Source organism: Rahnella selenatireducens (assembly GCF_046449555.1).
Classification (GTDB): domain Bacteria; phylum Pseudomonadota; class Gammaproteobacteria; order Enterobacterales; family Enterobacteriaceae; genus Rahnella; species Rahnella selenatireducens.
Genome location: NZ_JBKEZJ010000014.1, coordinates 79,120 through 103,142, shown reverse-complemented (window position 1 = coordinate 103,142; position 24,023 = coordinate 79,120). Strand labels below are relative to the sequence as shown.

20 protein-coding genes and 4 tRNA genes are annotated in these 24,023 nt (G+C 53.9%); 19 read left to right on the top strand and 5 right to left on the bottom strand.

Annotation, left to right across the window (positions count from 1 at the left end; all coding sequences use genetic code 11):
- The first annotated feature begins 1 nt into the window (after position 1).
- The 12 genes from wecC (at position 2) to ACLBVC_RS20310 (ending at position 9,782) form a co-directional block, all read left to right on the top strand.
- The gene (wecC, locus tag ACLBVC_RS20365) at positions 2-1,264 is read left to right on the top strand and encodes a UDP-N-acetyl-D-mannosamine dehydrogenase (RefSeq protein WP_410151140.1); all 1,263 of its coding nucleotides are present in this window, start codon (positions 2-4) and stop codon (positions 1,262-1,264) included.
- Positions 1,265-1,266: 2 nt separating this feature from the next.
- Positions 1,267-1,956: a dTDP-4-amino-4,6-dideoxy-D-galactose acyltransferase gene (rffC, locus tag ACLBVC_RS20360; protein WP_410151157.1), complete on the top strand. Its 690-nt coding sequence runs from the start codon at positions 1,267-1,269 to the stop codon at positions 1,954-1,956.
- A 4-nt stretch (positions 1,957-1,960) separates the two neighbouring features.
- Complete coding sequence (gene rffA, locus ACLBVC_RS20355; protein ID WP_195816081.1) at positions 1,961-3,091, top strand: dTDP-4-amino-4,6-dideoxygalactose transaminase; 1,131 nt, start codon at positions 1,961-1,963, stop codon at positions 3,089-3,091.
- A 1-nt stretch (position 3,092) separates the two neighbouring features.
- Positions 3,093-4,343, top strand: coding sequence for a lipid III flippase WzxE (gene wzxE / locus ACLBVC_RS20350; RefSeq protein ID WP_410151139.1), 1,251 nt, complete (start codon positions 3,093-3,095; stop codon positions 4,341-4,343).
- The gene (locus ACLBVC_RS20345; RefSeq protein WP_410151138.1) at positions 4,340-5,422 is read left to right on the top strand and encodes a TDP-N-acetylfucosamine:lipid II N-acetylfucosaminyltransferase; all 1,083 of its coding nucleotides are present in this window, start codon (positions 4,340-4,342) and stop codon (positions 5,420-5,422) included. Before wzxE ends, ACLBVC_RS20345 begins: the two co-directional genes overlap by 4 nt.
- Positions 5,419-6,792 (top strand): ECA oligosaccharide polymerase, encoded by a 1,374-nt coding sequence (wzyE, locus tag ACLBVC_RS20340; protein WP_410151137.1) that lies wholly within the window; start codon positions 5,419-5,421, stop codon positions 6,790-6,792. The genes ACLBVC_RS20345 and wzyE overlap by 4 nt, the downstream gene beginning before the upstream one ends.
- The gene (wecG, locus tag ACLBVC_RS20335) at positions 6,782-7,522 is read left to right on the top strand and encodes a lipopolysaccharide N-acetylmannosaminouronosyltransferase (protein ID WP_410151136.1); all 741 of its coding nucleotides are present in this window, start codon (positions 6,782-6,784) and stop codon (positions 7,520-7,522) included. Before wzyE ends, wecG begins: the two co-directional genes overlap by 11 nt.
- Positions 7,523-7,777: 255 nt before the next feature.
- Positions 7,778-9,172: a bifunctional threonine/serine APC transporter ThrP gene (gene thrP, locus ACLBVC_RS20330; protein WP_218523030.1), complete on the top strand. Its 1,395-nt coding sequence runs from the start codon at positions 7,778-7,780 to the stop codon at positions 9,170-9,172.
- A 143-nt stretch (positions 9,173-9,315) separates the two neighbouring features.
- Positions 9,316-9,392, top strand: a tRNA-Arg gene (locus tag ACLBVC_RS20325).
- 63 nt (positions 9,393-9,455) lie between these two features.
- Positions 9,456-9,531, top strand: a tRNA-His gene (locus ACLBVC_RS20320).
- 29 nt (positions 9,532-9,560) lie between these two features.
- Positions 9,561-9,646, top strand: a tRNA-Leu gene (locus tag ACLBVC_RS20315).
- Between the two features lie 59 nt (positions 9,647-9,705).
- Positions 9,706-9,782, top strand: a tRNA-Pro gene (locus tag ACLBVC_RS20310).
- A gap of 608 nt (positions 9,783-10,390) precedes the next feature.
- On the opposite strand, the gene hemY is transcribed toward ACLBVC_RS20310, so the two are convergent.
- Genes hemY through hemC form a run of 4 tightly spaced genes read right to left on the bottom strand, consistent with a single transcriptional unit; the run spans position 10,391 to position 14,443 of the window.
- Complete coding sequence (gene hemY / locus ACLBVC_RS20305; protein WP_410151135.1) at positions 10,391-11,587, bottom strand: protoheme IX biogenesis protein HemY; 1,197 nt, start codon at positions 11,585-11,587, stop codon at positions 10,391-10,393.
- 3 nt (positions 11,588-11,590) lie between these two features.
- Positions 11,591-12,742 carry a uroporphyrinogen-III C-methyltransferase gene (gene hemX / locus ACLBVC_RS20300; RefSeq protein ID WP_410151134.1) on the bottom strand — a complete coding sequence of 384 codons (1,152 nt, stop codon included), beginning with the start codon at positions 12,740-12,742 and terminating at the stop codon, positions 11,591-11,593.
- Positions 12,743-12,755: 13 nt separating this feature from the next.
- Entirely contained in the window at positions 12,756-13,505 is a 750-nt protein-coding gene (gene hemD, locus ACLBVC_RS20295; protein WP_410151133.1) for a uroporphyrinogen-III synthase, read from the bottom strand.
- Positions 13,502-14,443, bottom strand: coding sequence for a hydroxymethylbilane synthase (gene hemC, locus ACLBVC_RS20290; RefSeq protein ID WP_410151132.1), 942 nt, complete (start codon positions 14,441-14,443; stop codon positions 13,502-13,504). The genes hemD and hemC overlap by 4 nt, the downstream gene beginning before the upstream one ends.
- Positions 14,444-14,773: 330 nt before the next feature.
- On the opposite strand from hemC, the gene ACLBVC_RS20285 reads away from it, so the two are divergent.
- The 7 genes from ACLBVC_RS20285 (at position 14,774) to uvrD (ending at position 23,200) form a co-directional block, all read left to right on the top strand.
- Positions 14,774-17,332: a class I adenylate cyclase gene (locus ACLBVC_RS20285; protein ID WP_195825718.1), complete on the top strand. Its 2,559-nt coding sequence runs from the start codon at positions 14,774-14,776 to the stop codon at positions 17,330-17,332.
- Positions 17,333-17,490: 158 nt separating this feature from the next.
- Complete coding sequence (gene lptM, locus ACLBVC_RS20280) at positions 17,491-17,694, top strand: LPS translocon maturation chaperone LptM (RefSeq protein ID WP_152324774.1); 204 nt, start codon at positions 17,491-17,493, stop codon at positions 17,692-17,694.
- Positions 17,695-17,791: 97 nt separating this feature from the next.
- Positions 17,792-18,616: a diaminopimelate epimerase gene (gene dapF / locus ACLBVC_RS20275; RefSeq protein WP_410151131.1), complete on the top strand. Its 825-nt coding sequence runs from the start codon at positions 17,792-17,794 to the stop codon at positions 18,614-18,616.
- Positions 18,613-19,317 carry a DUF484 domain-containing protein gene (locus ACLBVC_RS20270; protein ID WP_101079448.1) on the top strand — a complete coding sequence of 235 codons (705 nt, stop codon included), beginning with the start codon at positions 18,613-18,615 and terminating at the stop codon, positions 19,315-19,317. Before dapF ends, ACLBVC_RS20270 begins: the two co-directional genes overlap by 4 nt.
- Positions 19,314-20,225 (top strand): tyrosine recombinase XerC, encoded by a 912-nt coding sequence (xerC, locus tag ACLBVC_RS20265; protein WP_410151130.1) that lies wholly within the window; start codon positions 19,314-19,316, stop codon positions 20,223-20,225. The genes ACLBVC_RS20270 and xerC overlap by 4 nt, the downstream gene beginning before the upstream one ends.
- Complete coding sequence (gene yigB / locus ACLBVC_RS20260; protein ID WP_410151129.1) at positions 20,225-20,941, top strand: 5-amino-6-(5-phospho-D-ribitylamino)uracil phosphatase YigB; 717 nt, start codon at positions 20,225-20,227, stop codon at positions 20,939-20,941. Before xerC ends, yigB begins: the two co-directional genes overlap by 1 nt.
- A gap of 96 nt (positions 20,942-21,037) precedes the next feature.
- Positions 21,038-23,200, top strand: coding sequence for a DNA helicase II (uvrD, locus tag ACLBVC_RS20255; protein WP_410151128.1), 2,163 nt, complete (start codon positions 21,038-21,040; stop codon positions 23,198-23,200).
- 141 nt (positions 23,201-23,341) lie between these two features.
- Here the strand turns inward: uvrD and ACLBVC_RS20250 are convergent, their stop codons facing one another.
- On the bottom strand, positions 23,342-23,818 hold the full coding sequence (locus ACLBVC_RS20250) for a WbuC family cupin fold metalloprotein (RefSeq protein WP_410151127.1): 477 nt from the start codon (positions 23,816-23,818) through the stop codon (positions 23,342-23,344).
- Positions 23,819-24,023: the final 205 nt, after the last annotated feature.

Here is a 24,023-nt window from a genome sequence, read left to right as displayed (position 1 = left end):
CATGAATTTCAATACTATTTCTGTAATCGGACTGGGTTACATCGGTTTGCCGACGGCTGCCGCCTTCGCCTCACGCCAGAAAAAAGTCGTGGGTGTGGACATTAATCAGCACGCGGTTGATACCATTAACCGCGGCGCCATTCACATCGTAGAACCTGATCTCGACACGCTGGTAAAACAGGCCGTAGAAGATGGCTTCCTCCGCGCTGTTATCCAGCCCGAACCTGCTGATGCTTTCCTGATTGCCGTGCCAACGCCTTTTATGGGCGAGCATCTGCCGGACATGAAATACGTGGAATCCGCAGCGCGTTCTCTGGCGCCGGTGCTGAAAAAGGGTGACCTGATCATTCTGGAATCCACGTCTCCGGTCGGCGCGACAGAGCAAATGGCTGCATGGCTGGCCGAAGCGCGCCAGGATCTGAGCTTCCCGCAACAGGCAGGTGAACAGGCGGATATTAATATTGCCTACTGCCCTGAGCGTGTTTTGCCCGGCCAGGTGATGGTTGAGCTGATCAAAAATGACCGCGTGATTGGCGGGATGACCTCCGTGTGCTCGCAGCGCGCCAGTGATTTGTACAACATTTTCCTGAAAGGAGAATGTGTGGTTACGAATTCGCGTACGGCGGAAATGTGCAAGCTGACCGAAAACAGCTTCCGTGACGTCAACATTGCTTTCGCTAATGAGCTGTCGCTGATCTGCGATGCGCAGGGCATTAATGTCTGGGAGCTGATCAGCCTGGCAAACCGTCATCCGCGCGTGAATATTTTACAGCCGGGGCCGGGCGTTGGCGGCCACTGTATCGCGGTCGATCCGTGGTTTATTGTGGCGCAAAACCCTGAACTGGCGCGGATTATCCGCACGGCGCGTGAAGTAAACGACAGCAAACCGTACTGGGTGGTTGATCGCGTGAAGGCCGCGCTGGCGGATTGCCTGACCACCACCGGCAAGCGTGCTTCCGAAATCAAAATCGCCTGCTTTGGTCTGGCGTTTAAACCGAATATTGACGATCTGCGCGAAAGCCCGGCCGTGGAAGTCACCCATCTGATTGCCGACTGGCATGCAGGTGAGACCTGGGCCGTTGAACCGAATGTTCATCAGCTTCCGACGTCGCTGGCAGAAAAAGTGACACTGCATTCTCTGGATGATGCCCTGAAAGAAGCGGATCTTCTGGTGATGCTGGTTGATCACGCCTCGTTCAAGGCGATCCCGGCCAGCACGATCCGTCAGTCCTGGATCGTGGACACCAAGGGTGTGTGGCGGTGATCCTGCCCGTCCACGGCAATATTGAACCGCTCGACTGGGAGAGCGATTTCTTCCAGTTGCGCAGTGCCAAATTGAGCCTGGATGCGTCGGCGGAAACCGTCGTAACGCTTGAGGCGCTGGCGCAATACGCGCTGGTGCAGGCAAAAGTGGACGCGGATCAGACCGAAATGCTGGATGTGTTATCCGCGTTCGGCTTTCGTCTGGCCGAAGGTGAAACCGATGTATGCGTTGCGGTGAGTCCGCAGGATATCGCGCTGCCCGCCGGGCGTCTGGCGGTACCGGAAGATATTGCGGACGTGGTGACGATCGCCCGTCAGGCGTTTCGCCTGAGCCGTTTTCGGTCGCCGTGGTATCAGCCGGATGACAGCGCGCGGTTTTACGCGATGTGGGCGGAAAAAGCGGTGCTGGGCACATTCGACCATCTTTGCCTGTGGGCCGATGACGCGAGCGGATTTGTGACGCTGCGTCAGTTAGCCAATGGCGAAGCAAGAATTGGCCTGCTGGCCGTCAGACCTGAATGTCAGGGGCGGGGAGTGGGCAAGACATTAATGGCGGCTGCGAAACAATGGTGTGCCGGTCAGGGCGTTTCGCGTATGCACGTCGCGACACAAACCGGCAACCTTCCGGCTTTAAACCTTTATCTCGCCAGCGGTGGCAAAGTCACGCGCACGGCGTACTGGCTGTACAGGTGAAACGATGATCCCTTTTAATGCGCCGCCGATTGTTGGCACTGAAATTGATTTCATGCGCGAGGCGATGAGCAGCGGCAAACTTTGCGGCGATGGCGGATTCACGCTGCGCTGCCAGAAATGGTTCGAACAGCATTTCAACTGCCCGAAAGTATTGCTGACACCGTCCTGCACGGCGTCGCTGGAAATGGCCGCATTGCTGCTTGATATCCAGCCGGGCGATGAAGTGATTATGCCAAGCTTCACGTTCGTCTCGACCGCCAATGCGTTTGTTCTGCGTGGCGCGAAAATCGTCTTTGTGGATGTCCGCCCGGACACCATGAATATCGATGAAACCCTGATTGAAGCGGCGATTACGGCTAAAACCAAAGTGATTGTGCCGGTTCATTACGCAGGCGTGGCCTGTGAAATGGACACCATCATGGCGCTGGCCGAAAAGCATCACCTGTTCGTGGTGGAAGATGCCGCGCAGGGCGTGATGTCGACTTACAAAGGCAAAGCGCTGGGAACGATCGGCCACATCGGCTGTTTCAGTTTCCACGAAACGAAAAACTACACCGCAGGCGGAGAAGGTGGTGCGACGCTGATCAACGATCCGGCGCTGATTGATCGGGCTGAAATCATTCGCGAAAAAGGCACCAACCGCAGCCAGTTCTTCCGCGGGCAGGTGGACAAATATACCTGGCGCGATATCGGCTCCAGCTATCTGATGTCTGATTTGCAGGCCGCGTATCTGTGGGGAAATCTGGATGCCGCTGAAAAAATTAATCAGCGCCGTCTGGCTATCTGGAATCAGTATTACGAAGCCTTGCAGGATCTGGCCGATGCGGGTCGTATCCAGCTCCCGGCAATCCCGCAGGAATGTGTGCAAAACGCCCACATGTTCTATGTTCGTCTGAACGATATCGAAGATCGCGATGCGTTCATCCGCCATATGAAAGCGGCCGATATCCTCACCGTATTCCATTACATTCCGCTGCATGCCTGTCCGGCTGGCGAAAACTTCGGGCGTTTCTCTGGTACCGACCGCTTTACCACGCAGGAAAGTGAGCGTCTGGTGCGCCTGCCGTTGTTCTATAACATGGCCGACGACACACAGCGCACTGTGATTGCGGCCATGCTGCAATACTTCGCCTGATATGTCGCTGGTAAAAGCGTCAGTCTGGACCGCCGGTTCCACGCTGATTAAAATTGGCGCCGGATTGCTGGTGGTCAAACTGCTGGCCGTGGCGTTCGGGCCGGAAGGCGTGGGACAGGCGGGTAATTTCCGTCAGATGGTCACGGTGTTGGGCGTGTTGTCCGGTGCCGGGATCTTCAACGGCGTCACCAAATATGTCGCTGAGCATCATGATCATCCTGAACGTCTTAAAGCCGTGCTCGGGACGTCTTCATCGCTGATCCTGGGTTTCTCTACGCTGCTGGCGGCACTATTTCTGCTGCTCGCCGGGCCGATCAGTACCGGTCTGTTCGGGCATGAGCGCTATCAGGCGGTCGTCCGCGCGGTGGCCTTTATTCAGATGGGCATCGCCTACGCCAACTATTTTCAGGCGATCCTGAAAGGGTATCGCGATGCGATGGGCAACGCGCTGGCGGTGATTGGCGGAAGCCTGATTGGGTTAGTTGCTTATCTGGTTTGCTTCAAACTGGGCGGTTACGAAGGCGCGCTGGCCGGTCTGGCGCTGGTGCCTGCGCTGGTTATCCTGCCCGCGGCTGGCATATTGTGGAAGCGCAAATCCTTTCCGCTGGAATACTTAAAGCCGGGCTGGGATCGTTTTATTGCCAGCCATCTCGGTAAATTTACGCTGATGGCGCTGATCACTTCCGTCACGATCCCGGTGGCGTATGTGATGATGCGAAATCTGCTGGCTGAACATTACAGCTGGAAAGATGTGGGGATCTGGCAAGGCGTCAGCAGTATTTCGGATGCTTACCTGCAATTTATTACCGCCTCATTCAGCGTGTACTTGTTGCCCACATTATCCCGGCTGGCCGATAAACGGGATATTTCCTGCGAAATCGTGAAGTCGCTGAAATTTGTCATCCCCGCCGTGGCCGCGGTCAGTTTCACGGTCTGGTTACTGCGAGATTTTGCTATCTGGCTGTTGTTTTCAAAACAATTTATCGCGATGCGCGATTTGTTCGCCTGGCAACTGGTGGGCGATGTACTGAAAGTCGGCTCGTATGTTTTTGGGTATCTGGTGATCGCCCGCGCGTCTCTGCGTTTTTATGTGCTGACAGAAATCAGTCAATTCGCGCTGCTGACCGGTTTTTCACACTGGCTGATCCCGATTCACGGTTCTCTGGGCGCTGCGCAGGCGTATATGGCGACGTATATCGTCTATTTTGCCGCGTGCTGCACTGTATTTGTTATCTATCGTAGACGAGCATGACAACGCTGATTCACGTTTTGGGATCTGACATCCCTCATCATAATGTAACCGTACTGCGCTTTTTCAACGACGTGCTGGCTGAATGCACGCCTGAAAAGCGGATTTGCCATTTTATGGTCGCGGCGGTGGATGCTTCGGCGTTTGCTGAGTTTACGCGCCTGGATATTCGGGTTTATCCGGACAAAAAAACGCTGGCGGCGGCGGTGATTTCCCGCGCGCAGGACCGGACGCACCACTTTTTCTTCCACGGGCAATTTAATCCCACACTCTGGCTGGCGCTGCTGACGGGCAAAATCAAAGCCTCGCAGGCGAGCTGGCATATCTGGGGCGCAGATTTGTATGAATCTGCCGGAGGCCTGAAATTCCGCCTGTTTTATTTCATGCGCCGTCTGGCGCAGGGACGTATTGGGCATGTCTTTGCCACGCGCGGCGACCTGATTTATTTCCATCAGCGCTACCCGCGTACGGCGGCTTCTTTACTTTATTTTCCGACGCGGATGGATCCGGCGCTGACTCAACCCGCTGATCTGCCTGAACCTGAAGGCCCGATGACGGTGCTGGTGGGAAATTCCGGTGACCGCAGTAACCGCCACATTGAAGCACTGCGTACGCTGCGTCAGCAGTTCGGTAGCGGTATCCGCGTGATTATCCCGATGGGATATCCGGCAGATAATCAGACTTATATTGAGCAGGTTCGCGCCGAAGCTTTCACACTGTTTGCGCCCGAAAATGTTGACCTGATGACCGGCGCCATGGCGTTCGATGATTATCTGAATGTGTTGCGTCACTGCTCGCTGGGCTATTTTATTTTTGACCGTCAGCAGGGCATCGGAACGCAATGCCTTCTGATTCAGTTCGGCGTGCCGTTTGTCGTCAGCCGTCAGAATCCTTTCTGGCAGGATCTGGCCGAGCAGCATCTGCCGGTGCTTTTCTACGGCGATACGCTGGATGAAAAAGTGGTCGTTGAAGCGCGGCGTCAGTTACTGAATGCTGATCGCAAAAACATCGCCTTCTTTAATCCGAACTATATTTCGGGCTGGCAGCAGGCGTTACTGCTCGCGGCGGGAGAAACATCATGACGCTGGCACAGTTAGGCGGCCTGACCGTCGTTTACGTGCTGTCGCTGCTGTTTATTCTCACGCTGACGTACAAAGAGTTCCGGCGCGTACGTTTCAACTTTAACGTCTTATTTTCGTTACTGTATCTGCTGACGTTCTACTTTGGTTTTCCGCTGACCTGTCTGCTGGTTTTCCAGTTTGACGTCAAAGTGGTGCCGGTAGAAAACCTGTTGCAGGCGATGCTGGCCGCGACCTGTTTCTATGGCATTTATTACGTTTGCTACAAAACGAGGCTAAAGGCTAAACACGACGGCCCTTCACGACCGCTGTTTACGATGAACCGGGTCGAAACCCATCTGACCTGGATGTTGCTGGCGCTGATTGCGGTAGTCACCGTTTCTATCTTCTTCATGCACAACGGTTTTTTGCTGTTTAAGCTGAAATCCTACAGCCAGATTTTCTCCAGTGATGTCTCTGGTGTGGCGCTTAAGCGCTTCTTTTACTTCTTTATTCCGGCGATGCTGGTGGTGTTTTTCATCAAACCGGATGTCCGCCGCTGGCTGTTTTTCCTCGCCAGCACCGTGGCTTTTGGTTTCCTGACGTACGTTATCGTCGGCGGGACCCGCGCCAATATCATCATCGCTTTTGCGCTGTTTTTATTTATCGGCATTGTGCGCGGTTGGATCAGTCTGTGGATGCTGGCGGTGGCTGGCGTGCTGGGCATTGTCGGCATGTTCTGGCTGGCGCTTAAACGCTATGGCCTGAACGTCAGCGGCCCGGAAGCGATTTATACTTTCCTGTATCTGACGCGCGACACGTTTTCTCCGTGGGAAAATCTGGGGCTGCTGTTGCAGAACTACGACAAAATCAGCTTCCAGGGTCTTGCGCCGATTGTGCGTGATTTCTACGTTTTCATCCCGACCTGGTTGTGGCATGACCGTCCGGGCATCGTGCTTAATTCTGCCAACTATTTCACCTGGGAAGTGCTCGACAACCACTCCGGTCTGGCGATTTCCCCGACACTGATTGGTTCTCTGGTGGTGATGGGCGGCGTGTGGTTTATTCCGCTGGGCGCCGTCGCCGTGGGCATGATCATGAAATGGTTTGACTGGTTATACGAAAAAGGGAAAGCGGACGCGAATCCTTATAAGGCCGCCATTTTGCAAAGTTTCTGCTTTGGTGCGGTGTTTAATATGATTGTGCTGGCCCGTGAAGGTGTGGATTCCTTCTTCTCACGGGTGGTGTTTTTCTGCCTGGTCTTCGGCGCGTGTCTGGTTGTCGCCAAACTCCTGTACTGGATGTTTGATGCAGCCGGGCTTATCCGTGTCAAAATGCCGCGCAGAAAAAACCTCATGGAGCCTGACTCTGGCAGGAATTTGAATGAACTCTGAGAATAATGTTCCACAATATGATATCCGCGGGATCCGACTCTGGGGCTTCCGCGATATGGCGCATTTTATTGATTATCTGTTTGCCGATAATCAGGTGAAAACCGGTTCGCTGGTGGCGATGAATGCCGAGAAAGTGCTGACCATCGAAAGTAATCCTGAAATGAGCGCGCTGATTAAAGTGGCAGAATATAAATATCCCGACGGCATCAGTATTGTGCGCGCCATTCGCCGCAAGTATCCCGGGGCGAAAATATCGCGCATCGCCGGTGCGGATTTGTGGGAAGGGTTGATGCAACGCGCCGGTGCCGAAGGGACGCCGGTGTTTCTGATTGGCGGTAAACCTGAGATTCTTCAGCAGACCGAAGAGAAACTCCGTGCGCGCTGGAACGTCAATATTGTCGGCAGTCAGAACGGCTATTTCACGCCGGAACAACGCGATGCATTATTCGAACGGGTAAAGGCCAGCGGTGCGGCGATTGTGACGGTAGCAATGGGGTCGCCGAAACAGGAAATCCTGATGCGCGATTGCCGTCTGATTCACCCTGATGCGCTGTATATGGGGATCGGTGGGACGTATGACGTTTTCACCGGCCACGTAAAACGCGCGCCTAAACTCTGGCAGAAGCTGGGGCTTGAATGGCTGTACCGCCTGATTTTGCAGCCCAGCCGTTTACGCCGTCAGCTCAAATTGTTGAAATTTGTCCGCTATTACTACACCAACCGTCTGTAAATCCTGACCGCCTTAAAACCGTCGCCGCCCAATCTCTCAGGGCGGCGAGCGACCTCTCATTTTTGCCTTCCTTTTGCTTCCGTTTGCAGTCTGTCTTGTCTATCAATGCGTATCTTTCTCAATTGTGGTTTGCAACTCGTTAGAAAATACGAAACCATAACGCCGTTTTTCCGTCTTCAGCGGGAAATATCACAATAAAAATAACAATTCGGTCACTCCGAAAGGCAAACACAAATACAGAGAAATTGAGGATCTATGGCGAATCAAGAAGAAAAAGGTGGGCTACACCGGGGGCTTGAAGCGAGGCATATCGAGCTGATTGCACTGGGTGGCACCATCGGTGTCGGGCTGTTTATGGGCGCGGCGAGCACGCTCAAATGGGCGGGCCCGTCGGTATTGCTCGCGTATATTCTGGCGGGTGTTTTCGTCTTCTTTATCATGCGTTCAATGGGTGAAATGCTGCATCTTGAGCCGGTTGCCGGTTCGTTTGCGGTTTACGCGCATAAATATCTCGGGCCGTACTACGGCTATCTGACGGCGTGGAGTTATTGGTTTATGTGGATAGCGGTGGGGATTTCTGAAATCACCGCAATCGGCGTCTACGCGCAATACTGGTTCCCCGAACTTCCTCAGTGGATCCCGGCACTGATTGCCGTGGCGATTGTGGCGTCGGCGAATCTGGCCGCCGTTAAGCTTTATGGCGAAATGGAGTTCTGGTTTGCGCTGATTAAAATCACCACCATTATTGTGATGATTGTGGTCGGGCTGGCGGTGATTTTCTTCGGCTTTGGTAATCACGGCGAACCGGTGGGATTTGCAAACCTGACGGCGCACGGCGGCTTCTTTGCTGGCGGCTGGAAAGGGTTCCTTTTTGCGCTGTGTATCGTCGTGGCGTCGTATCAGGGCGTTGAACTGGTGGGGATTACTGCCGGTGAAGCGAAGAACCCGCAGGTGACGCTCAAACGCGCCATTAATAATATCCTGTGGCGTATCCTGATTTTCTACGTGGGCGCGATTTTCGTCATCATCACGATTTTCCCGTGGAACGAAATGGGCACGCACGGCAGCCCGTTCGTTTTAACCTTCGCGAAAATTGGTATTGCCTCTGCGGCCGGTATCATCAACTTTGTGGTACTGACGGCGGCGCTGTCGGGCTGCAACAGCGGCATGTACAGCTGCGGACGTATGCTTTACGCCTTGTCAAAGAACCGCCAGTTGCCTTCGTTCCTAAGCCGGGTTTCTAAAAGCGGCGTCCCGGTTTATGGCATCGCGATTACGATTTTATGTCTGCTGGTGGGTTCATGCCTGAACTATGTGATCCCGAATCCGGAGAAAGTGTTCGTTTATGTCTACAGCGCCAGTGTACTGCCGGGCATGGTGCCGTGGTTTGTCGTGCTGATAAGCCAGCTGCGTTTTCGCGACGCGCATAAAGAGAAACTGAAAAACCATCCGTTCAAATCCGTTTTGTTCCCTTACACCAACTATCTGACGCTGATTTTCCTGGCGTGCGTGCTGGTGGGGATGGCAATTAACCCGGATACACGTGTTTCTCTGCTGGTTGGCGGTATTTTCATCGCGGCGGTGTCACTGATATACTTCGGCCTGGGCATGCATAAGCGTGCTGCACTTACGGCGGAAAAGGTAAAATAACGTCGTAAGTTATGGGTGGGGAAGGGAAGGCGCTTACTTTTAATGCTGATTGGATAAAGCGTAATCAAACGCAATATTTCTGATAAAAAGCACTAGACAGCTTGGCGTTAAAACCGTAGTATCCCCACCCGCAACGGCGCTAAGCGCCCGTAGCTCAGCTGGATAGAGCGCTGCCCTCCGGAGGCAGAGGTCTCAGGTTCGAATCCTGTCGGGCGCACCATTAGTTTGCGCTAGAGTTGCGGTGAATTGTTGAGTTAAACATTTCACGTTAGTTAGAGATATGGTGGCTATAGCTCAGTTGGTAGAGCCCTGGATTGTGATTCCAGTTGTCGTGGGTTCGAGCCCCATTAGCCACCCCACTCTAAAAATGATTTTGTGATTGTGACATGCGATGGTGGCGGAATTGGTAGACGCGCTAGCTTCAGGTGTTAGTGTCCTTCGGATGTGAGGGTTCGAGTCCCTCCCTTCGCACCACACACAAAATTCATTTAAATGATGCAGTTAGCGTCATAAAGTAGTAAGATGCATGACATCGGCGAGTAGCGCAGCTTGGTAGCGCAACTGGTTTGGGACCAGTGGGTCGGAGGTTCGAATCCTCTCTCGCCGACCAATTCGAATAAAGAGCCCTGCAGAAATGCGGGGCTTTTTGTTATCTGCGATTTGATCAATTCCCTTTCCAAACCTGTTGTTGCTTTTCGGCGACTTCATACCTTGTTTTTGTCTCTGTATTGAGACGCTTATATCATTGATAAAAATAGTGTAATTTCATTTTCATTCTGTGGTGTCGTCATCAGGAGACAGATCAGGGGCTATGGCAGGAGATTCGCGGAGGTTTGAAAAAGTACACGTGTTTAACGAATAATAAAAACCTTGATAATCATAACGATAAAATATTTCGCCTCAGGTCTTGCCAGAGTGGCACGCCTCCTGCAATATTCCCGCCGTAGATGCTCATTCCACCTATTATGTTTGCTCCGGCTTCATAAACCTGGGAATGATGCAGAGCCAATTTATAGTGCCTATTGTCATCCTGACCGATAACGCTGATGCGCTATCAACCAGAAGGCAAAACGTTGAGTGAGGCACTCATCTGTTGTCCTGGACCTGATTGTTTTATACACCTGCTTATAATGCAGGTGTTTTTTTATGTGCGATTTGCACCAGACGTAAAAAAGGCTCCCGAAGGAGCCTTTTGCATAATGTCAAATCCGGTTCTGATTAAAGCTGCTGATCGTTATTGAGCGTCAGCATCAGCCCTTCACGGCGCATCTCCGCTGCTTCAGCCGGTTTATGCAGTTTATCCAGTGCATCAGCCAGCCACGCATAATCGTAGGCGTCAGGGCGCTGTTTGAGCGCCTCACGGAAAGCCTCGCTCGCTTTCAGCCATTCGCCATGCTTCATCAGCAACTGCCCCAGCGTACTGCTCAGCAGCGGCGACGGACCGTTTTGTTTAATCAGCTGATACAGCGTTTTTTCCAGTTGCTCCGGATTACCGGAACGCAGCTTAGGCATCAGCGCAACCAGACGATCATCATACTGGCGTTTCAGGCCGTCAAGGATCACTTCCTGCGCCAGATCCTGATCGTTGCATTCAATCAGGTGTTTCGCCATCGCGACCTGCAACGCCACTTCATGACGGGTCTTGCGACTCTGATCTTTCCACCAGCGCTTGAGGCCGTCGCTGCCTTCTTCTGCCATCAGCTGGTTCATCATGCCGATATATGCCTGTTCCTGAAGAACGCGCAGTTCGTCGTCGGTATGAATATCTGCTTTCGCCATGGAAGGTAAAATTTCCAGCAGCGAACCGTAAGCGCCGGTGCGAAGATAAGCCTGTTCCGCCAGACGTAAAATTTCCGGATGGCGCGGCGACTGCCCGAGCAACCGGTCAACGCCGTGGCGTGCAGCATGGATTTCTCCTTGTGCAAGCTGGATACGGACACGGGTGATATCCACCGGCATCTGGTCGGTATCGGCAATTTCTGCCGCACGTTCAAGATACTGATTCGTGCGGATATCATCGCCACGCTGTTGCGCTGCTTCGGCGGCGAGCAGGTAATTCACCACCGGCTGATCGGCGTGATCGGCATTGCGGGCCAACAATTTTTCCATCTGACGATGATCGCCTTCTGCCAGTTTCAGCATCGCGGCTTTGGTCTGCTTGCGCGCTTTGGAGCTTTTACGTCCGGCAAACCAGCCGCGTGTCCGTGCTCCAGTGCGCAGAACGCGGCGAAGGATCCACTCGATGAAAAACAACACCAGAATCAGGACGATCAACATGATGATCAGACCGGTGACGCTGGTTTCAATGTTGTAATTGTCCGTCTGGATCAGAACGTAGCCCTGATGGCCGGCCAGTATCGGGCCGACGATGATCCCGGCAAACACAATCAGGAACAGCACGAAAACTCGTAACATGCGTTATTCCCCCTGTGTGGCGGCGGCGGGCTGCTGAAGCAGGTTACGCACGCGGGTCTGCATCAGTTTTTCCAGCATCGGCTGGCTTTTCAGCTCATCCGGCACATCCATCGAAACGGATTGCTGGCTGAGGTTGTCCAGTTCTTCCAGGAATGCTTTGGTCGACGGATCTGACGTATCAAAGTAGGCGCGAACCCAGGTCGATACGCTTTCCAGCGACTGTTTATAGACTTCATCCTGATGACGTGGAACGGCTTGCGCGGCAATCAGCAGGCGTGAGCGGATATTTTCCCGCAGATACACATCCTGATTGGGCGCCAGCAGCGGTTCTGCGCTGGTATCACGACGGCGGATGGTGATGAAGTCATCCATAAAGTTGTGCCAGCTTTTGGTCAGGTTCTGACGCCATTCTGACAGTGAGCCGGACAAACTCGAACTGTCACTGTCCATCGGCGAATCGTCGGTGTCATTGTCTGCCAGACGCAGGTTATCCACCTGATTCGATAGCTGATTCAGCTTCAGAATAATTCCGTCGAAATCGACCTGAGCCACAGCGGACAAACTGCCGACGTCTTCGTTCAGCGCGCGACGAACATCAATCAGGCTGGGATCGTTCATATCAGCCAGGCTTGCATCAGCACTTTTCAGCAGCGCGGCGGCAGTCGTGACATCCTGATCGCTCCAGAGTTTACGGCCCGCCAGTTTCACCAGATAGTCGGCTTGCGCCAGTAACCAGGTTTTGGCATCGCTGCCGGAAATGCTGGCCACTTTGTCCTGCAATTCGTTCAGCTGTCGGCCGAATGACGCCTGCTGACGCTCGGCGTCCTGCCGGGTTTTGTCCTGCTGAGCGAGCAGGGCAGCAATTTGCTGTTTATCCTGTTGCTGGTTTTTTTGCAGGGCATCGAGTTGTTCAGAAAGCGCTTCGTTGGAAGCCGCCTGAGCCAGTGATTGCTGATGGCTGTGGTAATAAAGACCTGCGCCAAGCGCAATCACTAAGACAATCGCGATAGCGCCTAACACCGGCGCGGTACGTTGCTTTTTACGCAACGATTTCAGCTCCAGGTCGCGGCCGGAGGCGTCTGGCTGGGGGCTCTCAACCGCGCCGGAGATCATCACTTCATCATCCGCAGCGGAAGGATTTTTTTGTTCCGTCATTTTGGCACATCCCTTAGTCAGGTAGTTGTAATGCGCGGATCAGCGCATCATTATCTGCATTATCGGCAACCCGAATGGCGCTCCAGCCAAGCTGGCGGGCAAGGGTTGCCAAACGTTCGCTGACCACCACCAGATTACAGCGCAGTAACCATGAATTTCGGTAGTAATCAGGAACTAACTGGTACAGCTGTTGCAACATTTCTCCGCTGGTGACCACCAGCGTGTCAATACCGGCACGTTGCCATTGGGCGCTTTGCTCGCTGGCATCGTAGTGAATCGGGCTGCGCTGATAGCATTCGCAATACGTCACGTCGACGCCCCGTTCATTCAGCGTTTCTGCCAGCAATTCACGCCCGCCGTTACCGCGCAATATCAGCGCTTTTTTGCCTTCGAGGCGACGCAGCGTCGGAAGATTGAGCAGCATTTCGCTGGTTTCACCGTCCTGCGGATAAAGTACTGGCAGGCTACTGACCCGGTGAAACAGCAGGCCGGTGGTTCGGCCAATCGCGTAATAATTGAGGTCGTCCGGCCAGCGAACCGCAGCCTGACGTATTGCGCGATCGGCGTAATTCACGGCATGTTGTGAGAGTACAAACACCAGATCCTGCTGATTTAATGAGGATAGCAGGTTCGGCAACATTGCGAGATGGTTCCCCGGTGCAAATTCAATCAGCGGGGAATGGAAAGCCACCCGGCCTAAAGTACGCAACCGGCTGACCAGTGCTTCTCCTCCCGGAGAGGGGCGGGTGACCAGAATGGTCATTTAGGGGAGTTCCCCTGATAGACCTCATGCAGAATTTCACGGGCACCGTTGGCCAGAAGCTCTTCGGCCAGATCAACACCCATGCTTTCGGCATTTTCAGAAGGGCCGCGACGTTCTCCGCACACCATCTGGCTGCCGTCCGGTGCGCCAACCAGAGCACGGAGCCACAGTTCATTGCCTTCCAGCTCGGCGTAGCTGCCGATAGGCACCTGACATCCGCCTTCAAGGCGCATATTCATGGCGCGTTCGGCCTGCACGCGCAGCGTGGTTTCGCGGTGCGCCAGCGGCGCGAGTAAATCCCGTGTTACCTGGTCATCAAGGCGACATTCGATACCGACAGCGCCTTGTCCGACGGCGGGCAGACATTCTTCCGGCGTCAGGGCGGCGCGGATACGGTCTTCCAGACCCAGACGTTTCAGCCCGGCAACGGCCAGAATAATGGCATCGTATTCGCCGTTATCAAGTTTGGATAAACGTGTGCCGACGTTCCCGCGTAAATCGCGGATTTGCAGGTCAGGACGTTTCTGACGCAGCTGGCACTGGCGGCGCAGGCTGGACGTTCCGACGATGCTGCCGTGCGGTAAGTCGGCCAGACTGGCGTAATGATTGGAGACGAAGGCATCCCGTGGATCTTCGCGTTCACAAATAGTGACCAGACCCAGCCCTTCGGGGAATTCAACCGGTACATCTTTCATGGAATGCACGGCGATATCTGCACGCCCGTCCAGCATGGCAAGTTCAAGTTCTTTAACGAACAAACCCTTGCCGCCCACTTTGGCCAGAGGGGTATCTAAAATGATATCTCCCTTCGTCACCATTGGGACCAGTTCCACCTGTAAACCGGGGTGACAGGCCATCAGCCGGGTTTGAACATATTGTGCCTGCCACAAAGCCAGAGGGCTCTGCCGGGTGGCAATTCGAATGATTTTGTCTAACATGTTTGTTACCGTTTAACTGTCTCTGCGACCATCCTACCACTGACAATAGAAAGCTGTCAGCGTAAGAAGGCATTCGTAAAAGAGGGTTAACGATGATGAAGGTCATTTGTTCCATTCAGGAACAGGCGGTAAAATCCAGAGAAGCGGAAGAGTAATTGTGGTGCGTTACTTTCTTTACGGTCAATCAGCAAGGTGTTAAATTGATCACGTTTCCAGCAATTATTCGTCAACTATTTGCACAATCGCGGTTGTTCAAAGCATAAGCATCACGATAAATGACGGATTTGGAACGGGGTTATTTCCAGACACTGTATAATCAGGCGAAACGTCTTGTACCTCTACATCGAGACATTGAAGCAAAGATTGGATGCGATCAACCAGTTACGCGTCGATCGCGCACTGGCAGCAATGGGCCCTGCGTTTCAACAGGTCTATCAGCTGCTTCCTGTCTTTCTACATCAACATCACCCTCTGATGCCGGGATACCTTGAAGGTAAGGTTCCGCACGGTATCTGCATTTTCACGCCTGATGAATCCCAAAACACCTATTTAAATGACCTCGAAGATAAATGGGGAAGCGCACTCGAACCTCTGGCGAAAGGCGAATTGCCGATCACCGGCGTGTATTCGATGGGCAGCACTTCCTCTATAGGTCAGAGCCAAAGCTCAGATCTCGATATCTGGGTATGCCACCAGTCCTGGCTCGATAACGAAGAACGTAACCGCTTACAGCAAAAATGCAGCCTGTTAGAAAAATGGGCCGCGTCGCTGGGCGTTGAAGTCAGTTTCTTCCTGATTGATGAAAACCGCTTCCGCCACAATGAAAGCGGCAGTCTGGGCGGCGAAGACTGCGGTTCAACGCAGCACATTTTATTGCTCGATGAATTCTACCGTACGGCAGTCCGTCTGGCCGGTAAACGTATTCTGTGGAATATGGTGCCTGGCGAAGAAGAAGGGCATTACGATGAATATGTTCTTTCTCTTTATGCGCAGGGCGCGCTGACGCCTAACGAATGGCTTGATCTCGGTGGCCTCAGTACGCTGTCGGCAGAAGAGTATTTCGGCGCGAGCCTCTGGCAGCTTTATAAAAGTATTGATTCGCCGTACAAAGCTGTGCTGAAAACGCTGCTGCTGGAAACCTACTCGTGGGAATACCCGAAAACACAATTGCTGGCGATGGATATTAAACAGCGCCTGCATCAGGGGGAGATCGTCTGCTTCGGTCTTGATTCCTATTGTATGATGCTCGACCGCGTGACCCGTTACCTCACCCAGATTGAAGATTTTACCCGCCTCGATTTAGTCCGCCGCTGCTTCTATTTAAAAGTCTGCGAAAAGCTGTCCCGCGCACGTGCGTCGGTGGGCTGGCGTCGCGAAATTCTCAGCCAGCTTGTGGCGGAATGGGGCTGGGATGAAGAGCGTCTGGCGATCCTGGATAACCGGGCGAACTGGAAAATCGAGCGCGTGCGCGAAGCGCATAACGAACTGCTCGATGCCATGATGCAAAGCTATCGCAACCTGATCCGCTTTGCCCGTCGCAACAATTTAAGCGTCAGCGCCAGCCCGCAGGATATTGGCGTGCTGACCCGTAAGTTGTACGCCGCATTCGAAGCGCTGCCAGGCAAGGTCACGCTGGTGAATCCGCAGATTTCCCCTGACCTGTCCGAAAACGATTTAACCTTTATTCATGTGCCGATTGGCCGTGCGAACCGCACCGGCTGGTACCTGTATAACCAGTCGCCGTCGATGGAATCTATCGTCAGCCATCAGCCGCTGGAATATAACCGTTACCTGAATAAACTGGTGGCGTGGGCATATTTCAACGGCCTGCTGACATCGACCACGCGCCTGCACATTAAAAGTGGCAGTCTGTGCGACATCGCCAAACTGCGCGAGCTGGTGGCGGATGTGTCCCACAGTTTCCCGCTGCGGTTACCGGCTCCGACGCCAAAAGCGTTGTACAGCCCGTGCGAAATCCGCCATCTGGCGATTATCGTTAACCTCGAACACGATCCGACTGCCGCATTCCGCAATCAGGTGGTTCATTTTGATTTCCGTAAACTGGACGTTTTCAGCTTCGGTCAGAATCAGGAATGCATGGTCGGCAGCATTGATTTGCTTTACCGCAACTCGTGGAATGAAGTGCGTACACTGCATTTCAGCGGTGAGCAGGCGGTGCTGGAAGCGCTGAAAACTATTCTGGGCAAAATGCATCAGGACGCCGCGCCGCCGGAATCGGTGGAAGTGTTCTGCTACAGCCAGCATTTGCGCGGGCTTATCCGCACGCGCATTCAGCAACTGGTATCGGAATGTATTGAACTGCGCCTGTCGAGCAAACGTCTGGAACCGGGTCGTTTCAAGGCGGTACGCGTTTCCGGCCAGACCTGGGGACTGTTCTTCGAGCGTCTGAGCGTTTCCGTGCAGAAACTGGAAAATGCCGTCGAGTTTTACGGAGCCATTTCCAATAACAAACTGCACGGTTTGTCGGTGAAATTGCAGACCGATCAGGCGCATCTGCCCGCGGTCATTGACGGTTATGCGAGCGAAGGGATCATTCAGTTCTTCTTCGAAGACAGCGCCGACGATATCGGCTTTAACATCTATATTCTGGATGAATCGAACCGCGTCGAGGTGTATCACCACTGCGAAGGCAGTAAAGAAGATCTGGTGCGCGACGTCAGCCGCTTCTATTCTTCATCACATGACCGCTTCACCTACGGCTCGAGCTTCATCAACTTCAACCTGCCGCAGTTCTATCAGATTGTGACGCTTGATGACCGTATCCAGGTGATCCCATTTCGCAGCAACGCGTTATCTGCGACCTGCGCCGTTATCCCGGAAAGCGACGCGGAACCCTCCCGCCTGAAACAGCAATTCCAGCTGCATTAGAAAAAGTGTTCCTCTGGCGGACTCGCGGCAGAATATCCGGCTTTCTTTCCCTTTAAATCCCAAAAATGTGCCTGCGGGTTTTATCGATTCCTGTTGCTTTTCATGATCCACCTGCGATGATAGAGAGCTTGGTCGCATGAATTACAGGCATTCATAAAATGAAAAACGTTTTACGCTGGTCACTGGCCGCGACGATATTATTTGCTCTCTCCGGTTGCGGGCTGAAAGGGCCGCTGTATTTCCCACCACCGGAAAAAGCCACAAAGCAAAAAACCAGCAATGTACCGGGTACTGCTAACGACGGTTCTTCGCAGCAGAAAGGTGTTTCACCCGAAGATCTCACGACGAACTCCAGAGATTAATCAACACTTTGTGTCGGCGTACCGGCGGCTTTGTGCCGGTTCGTATCATGAAGGGATCATCGCGACTGGATTTGACCAGCGGTAAACGGAGTCAGTTATGCAGTTCTCCAAAATGCACGGCCTGGGCAACGATTTTATGGTCGTTGACGCCGTCACTCAAAATGTCTATTTCTCTCCTGAGTTGATCCGTCGTTTGTCCGATCGTCACCGTGGCGTGGGTTTTGACCAGCTGCTGGTGGTAGAGCCTCCTTACGATCCCGAATTAGACTTCCATTACCGTATTTTCAACGCGGATGGCAGCGAAGTAGCGCAATGTGGTAACGGTGCGCGCTGTTTTGCCCGCTTTGTCCGCATTAAAGGCCTGACGAACAAACGGGACATTCGCGTTAGTACGCAGACGGGCCGTATGACGCTGACTGTCACGGAAGATGAAGAAGTTCAGGTCAATATGGGTGAGCCGGTTTTCGAACCGCAGCAGGTTCCTTTTCGTGCAGCAAAACCGGAAAAGACCTATATTCTGCGTGCGGAAGAGCGCACAGTATTTTGCGGCGTCGTGTCGATGGGAAACCCGCACTGCGTATTGCAGGTTGAGGATGTTCTGACTGCCGAAGTCGAAATTCTCGGCCCGGTGCTGGAAAACCACGAGCGTTTTCCTGAGCGCGTGAACGTCGGGTTCATGCAGATTGTCAGTCCGGAAAGCGTCAAACTTCGCGTTTTTGAGCGCGGAGCAGGCGAAACACAGGCATGCGGAAGCGGTGCCTGTGCGGCAGTTGCTGTAGGAATTCAGCAAGGTTTACTTGCAGAAGAAGTTCAGGTGGAACTGCCGGGAGGCAGCCTCGATATTCGCTGGAAAGGGCCGGGTCATCCGCTGTATATGACCGGACCAGCCACTCATGTTTACGACGGATTTATTCATCTATGAACAATCTTGATGACCAGATTGAACCGGTGATTGCGCTCGACGATGACAGCGTCATGCAATACCTGCTGCAAAACCCGGATTTCTTTATCCGCAATGCCCGCAGCGTTGAACAGATGCATGTTCCGCACCCGGTAAAAGGCAGCACTTCGCTGGTGGAGTGGCAGCTCGGACGTCAGCGTCATCAGATTGCTCAGCTTGAAGAAGAAATTACGTTGCTGATGGAACAGGCGTCGATCAACGAATCGTTGTTCGGACGCATGATAGAACTTCAGGCCACGCTGGCCGCCGCCAGCAGTTTGCAGGATATGCTCAACCGACTGCAACGCTGGGCGCGCAGCCTGGGGCTGGCCGGTGCGAACGTCCGTCTGTTCAGCGAGGGCTGGCGCATCGGCGCGCCGTCTGATTTCACCCACCTTGCCGTCAGCCGTAGCGCTTTTGAATCCATGCGCATTCAGCGTCTGGGCGAAACCCCGCATTATCTCGGTGGCCTGAATGGCCCTGAACTTTTGTTATTGCTGCCGCAGGCCAAAGCCGTCGGTTCCGTTGCCTTATCGCTCATGGGCGAGCAAGGCGAACTGGGCGTGCTGATTTTCAGCAGCCGCGACCCGCAGCACTATCAGCCGGGAATGGGCACCGTATTACTCGACCAGCTCGCCAAAATGTTACCCGGCCTGCTGGAACGTTGGATTGAACGGGTATGAGCCCGTCTGAATCGCCTCTGTATCCCGCAGTCGAGGCGTTTCTGCGTTATTTGCACGTCGAGCGTCAGCTCAGTCCGTTAACGACCACCAATTACAGCCGCCAGTTAGACGCCCTGATCGTGATTGCTGGCGAGATGGGTATTGCTCACTGGCAACAGCTTGATGCGCCGAAAGTGCGCATGTTGCTGGCACGCAGTAAACGCGCTGGTCTCGGCGCATCCAGTCTGGCCTTGCGCATGTCTTCGCTGCGCAGTTTTCTCGACTGGCTGGTGCGTCAGGGCGTGTTAAGCGCCAATCCTGCCAAAGGGATTTCCACCCCTCGTTCTCCAAAACATCTGCCGAAAAATCTCGACGTCGATGAAGTGAATAAACTGCTGGAAATCGATCTCGACGATCCACTTTCCGTGCGTGACCGCGCGATGCTGGAAGTGATGTACGGCGGCGGGCTGCGTTTATCCGAACTGGTGGGCATCGACTGCAAGCATATTGATATGGCTTCAGGCGAAGTGCGTGTTCTGGGGAAAGGCAGCAAAGAGCGTAAAGTGCCTATCGGGCGAACGGCGGTGACCTGGCTGGAACACTGGCTGGAAAGACGTGCCCTGTTTGGCCCGAAGGACGACGCGATGTTTCTGTCGAGCCAGGGCAACCGGATTTCCGCCCGCAACGTACAAAAACGCTTTGCCGAGTGGGGCGTGAAACAAGGCGTGAACAGCCATATTCACCCGCATAAACTGCGTCACTCTTTTGCGACGCACGTGCTGGAATCCAGCGGTGATTTGCGCGCAGTACAGGAATTACTGGGCCACGCCAACCTGTCCACCACGCAAATCTATACCCACCTCGACTTTCAACATCTGGCGACGGTTTACGACGCCGCGCATCCCCGCGCAAAACGAGGAAAATCCTGATGAAGTTCTATCGTCCGCTGAAACGCATTGAAGCGATCACTTTCGATTTAGACGACACGCTGTACGACAATTATGACGTCATCCGCCGTACCGATTCTGAAACCCTGAAATTTATTCAGGGTTACCATCCGGCGCTGGCGGATATGGCGCCGGGCGCTATCCGCGATATGCGTAACGAACTGCTGGCCGAAGACGCGGAGATTTATCACGATGTGACGGAATGGCGTCGTCAGGCCGTACATCTTGCCATGACCCGCGCGGGTCTCGGTGAAAGCTATGCAAAACAGGGCACGAAAGCTGCCATGGAAACCTTCGCTTTATGGCGCAGCCGTATTTATGTTCCGCAGGAAAACCACGATGCGCTGGCGGCTCTGGCAGAACGCTGGCCTCTGGTGGCGATCACCAACGGTAATGCCGATCCGCACGCCTGCGGTCTGGCGCAGTATTTCCAGTTCACGTTACGCGCCGGCGATCATGGCCGCGCCAAGCCTTATGCCGACATGTATAAAAAGGCGGCGATGAAACTGGATTTACCGCTGGAGCAAATTCTCCACGTGGGTGACGATCTGACTACCGACGTCGCCGGTTCCGTGCGTTGCGGAATGCAGTCATGCTGGATTAATCTGCGCGAAGGCGACCTGATGCACATTCAGGATGCCCGTCTGTTACCGCATATTGAGATTTCGCAGTTGGCATCGCTGACAGCATTGCTATAATCCCTTCTTAAATTACTCTGTATAAATTCACAGTAGAAATGCGTTCACGGCGGCACAGACCCCGTGAATGTTTTCTCATCCTGACAAACGGTGCCTATGGACGTTTCTGACCTGCTCGACAGCCTGAATGAAAAACAACGTGAAGCCGTGGCCGCGCCGCGCAGCAATCTGTTGGTGCTGGCCGGGGCAGGCAGTGGTAAAACCCGCGTGCTGGTGCATCGCATTGCGTGGCTCCTGGCGGTAGAAAATTGCTCGCCGTACTCCATCATGGCGGTGACGTTTACCAACAAAGCCGCAGCGGAAATGCGCCACCGTATTGATCAGCTGATCGGCACCAGTCAGGGCGGTATGTGGATCGGGACTTTCCACGGGCTGGCGCACCGTTTGTTACGTGCGCACCATCTCGACGCCAACCTGCCGCAAGATTTCCAGATTTTAGACAGCGACGATCAGATGCGCCTGATTAAGCGCCTGATCAAGGCGCTGAATATCGACGAGAAACAATGGCCGCCGCGTCAGGCGATGTGGTACATCAACGGCAAAAAAGACGAAGGCCTGCGGCCGCAGCATGTTGAAACTTATAACAATCCCATTGAAGCGACATGGTTACGTATTTATCAGGCATATCAGGAGGCCTGTGACCGTGCCGGGCTGGTGGATTTCGCCGAATTGCTGTTGCGCGCTCACGAGTTGTGGCTGAACAAGCCGCATATCCTCCAGCACTACCGCGAACGTTTCACCAACCTGATGGTGGACGAATTCCAGGACACCAACAGCATTCAGTATGCGTGGATCCGTCTGCTGGCGGGCGACAACAATAACGTGATGATTGTCGGCGACGATGACCAGTCGATCTACGGCTGGCGCGGCGCACAGGTCGAAAACATCCAGCGCTTCCTGAAAGATTTCCCGAATGCGGAAACTATCCGCCTTGAACAAAACTACCGCTCCACCAGCACCATTCTGAAAGCCGCTAACTCGCTGATTGAGAATAACAACGGTCGTATGGGGAAAAACCTGTGGACCGAAGACGGCGCGGGCGAGCCGATTTCGCTGTACTGCGCGTTCAACGAACTTGATGAGTCGCGCTTTGTGGTCAGCCGGATTAAAACCTGGCAGGACAACGGCAACGTGCTGAAAGATTGCGCCATTTTATACCGCAGCAACGCCCAGTCGCGCGTGCTGGAAGAAGCATTATTGCAGATGGCGATGCCTTACCGCATTTACGGCGGCCAGCGATTCTTCGATCGTCAGGAAATCAAAGATGCGCTGGCGTATCTGCGTCTGATGTCCAATCGCAATGACGATGCCGCGTTTGAACGTGTGGTGAATACGCCAACGCGTGGCATCGGCGATCGTACTCTGGATGTGGTTCGCCAGACCGCGCGCGACCGTCAGATGACCATGTGGCAGGCGACGCGCGCACTGTTGCAGGACAAAGTGCTCGCGGGCCGTGCGGCTTCCTCGCTGCAACGTTTTACCGAACTGGTGGACGCGCTGGCGCATGAAACTGCGGATATGCCGCTGCACGTACAGACCGACCGCGTGATCAAAGATTCCGGCCTGTTCATCATGTATGAGCAGGAAAAAGGCGAAAAAGGTCAGGCACGAATCGAAAACTTAGAGGAACTGGTGACGGCAACGCGCCAGTTCAGCTATCAGGATGAAGACGAAGACCTGATGCCGTTGCAGGCATTTTTGTCCCACGCCGCGCTCGAAGCGGGCGAAGGACAGGCGGATGCGAATCAGGATGCGGTGCAGCTGATGACGCTTCACTCGGCCAAAGGGCTGGAGTTTCCGCAGGTCTTTATCGTCGGCATGGAAGAAGGCATGTTCCCGAGTCAGATGTCGCTGGAAGAGGGCGGGCGTCTGGAAGAGGAGCGTCGTCTGGCGTATGTGGGCGTGACCCGCGCGATGCAAAAACTGACGCTGACGTATGCGGAAACCCGCCGTCTGTATGGCAAAGAAGTGTCGCACCGGCCTTCACGTTTTGTCGGCGAGTTGCCGGAAGATTGTGTCGAAGAAGTGCGGCTCCGCGCCAATGTTTCACGCCCGATGAGCAACCGCAGCATGGGCACGCCGACCAACGTCAGTGACACCGGTTTCAAACTCGGCCAGCGCGTTAATCACCCTAAATTCGGTGAAGGCACCATCGTCAATATGGAAGGCAGCGGCGAACACAGCCGTCTGCAAGTCGCGTTCCCGGGAGAAGGGATCAAGTGGCTTGTTGCGGCCTACGCGAAACTCGAGCCAGTCTGATTTTTAACTCCCTCCCCTGCGAAGGGGAGGGTTGGGGTGGGGTATTAAGGTCAAAAACCAAAGTTTAATCGCGTATAATTCATTGTTTTATAGGTAAAACCCCCTCCCAGCCTCCCCCTTCGCAGGGGGAGGAGCAAAGAATCAAAGGGCAAAAATCTCGCCTTCTTCCGCTTTCGCATACCATTCCAGCGTCGCTTTTACGCGTTCGTCGCCTTCAGGTGGAGTGCCTGGCAGATAATCCTGTTCCAGCACCGGCTGGTATGCACCGTGCTTCACTTCAAAGATTACGCCGCCTTCATCAAGCGATAATACGCTGTGCCAGGTATTGGCCGGGATTTCCAGCAGACGGGTTTCTGCGCCGAGCCACAGACGGTCGGTCACTTTTCCGCTGGCATCATAAATCAGTACCAGAAAGCGTCCGCGCAGGGCGGTCAGCAGTTCCCAGGTGTGCGGATGACGGTGAATACGCACGTAAGTGCCCGGTTCCATGGCGATCGCCAAACGCTGAACCTCGTCTTCCGGTGCCGGATGCATATTCAGGTTCTGACGCAGTCTTGGCGAGTGAGCCGCTTTAGTGATCAGGTCGCACAGCGTGTCTTGGTTAATCTGCTTAATCATTAGGGCCATCTGAAAAGTTTGGGGAAATCAGGTCTCTGAGTGTAGCCAAAAAAACGGCTGCGCATAAGCCGGGAAACGTTGCTAACAACGCCTGAAATTTATGCATAAATGTTGCCAGAATAGATTTACTGGCGGTTGACAGTCTTTTTATTCCCGGCGTAACATGCGCGCACTATTATCAATGAGGAACTGCGCCTTGGACACA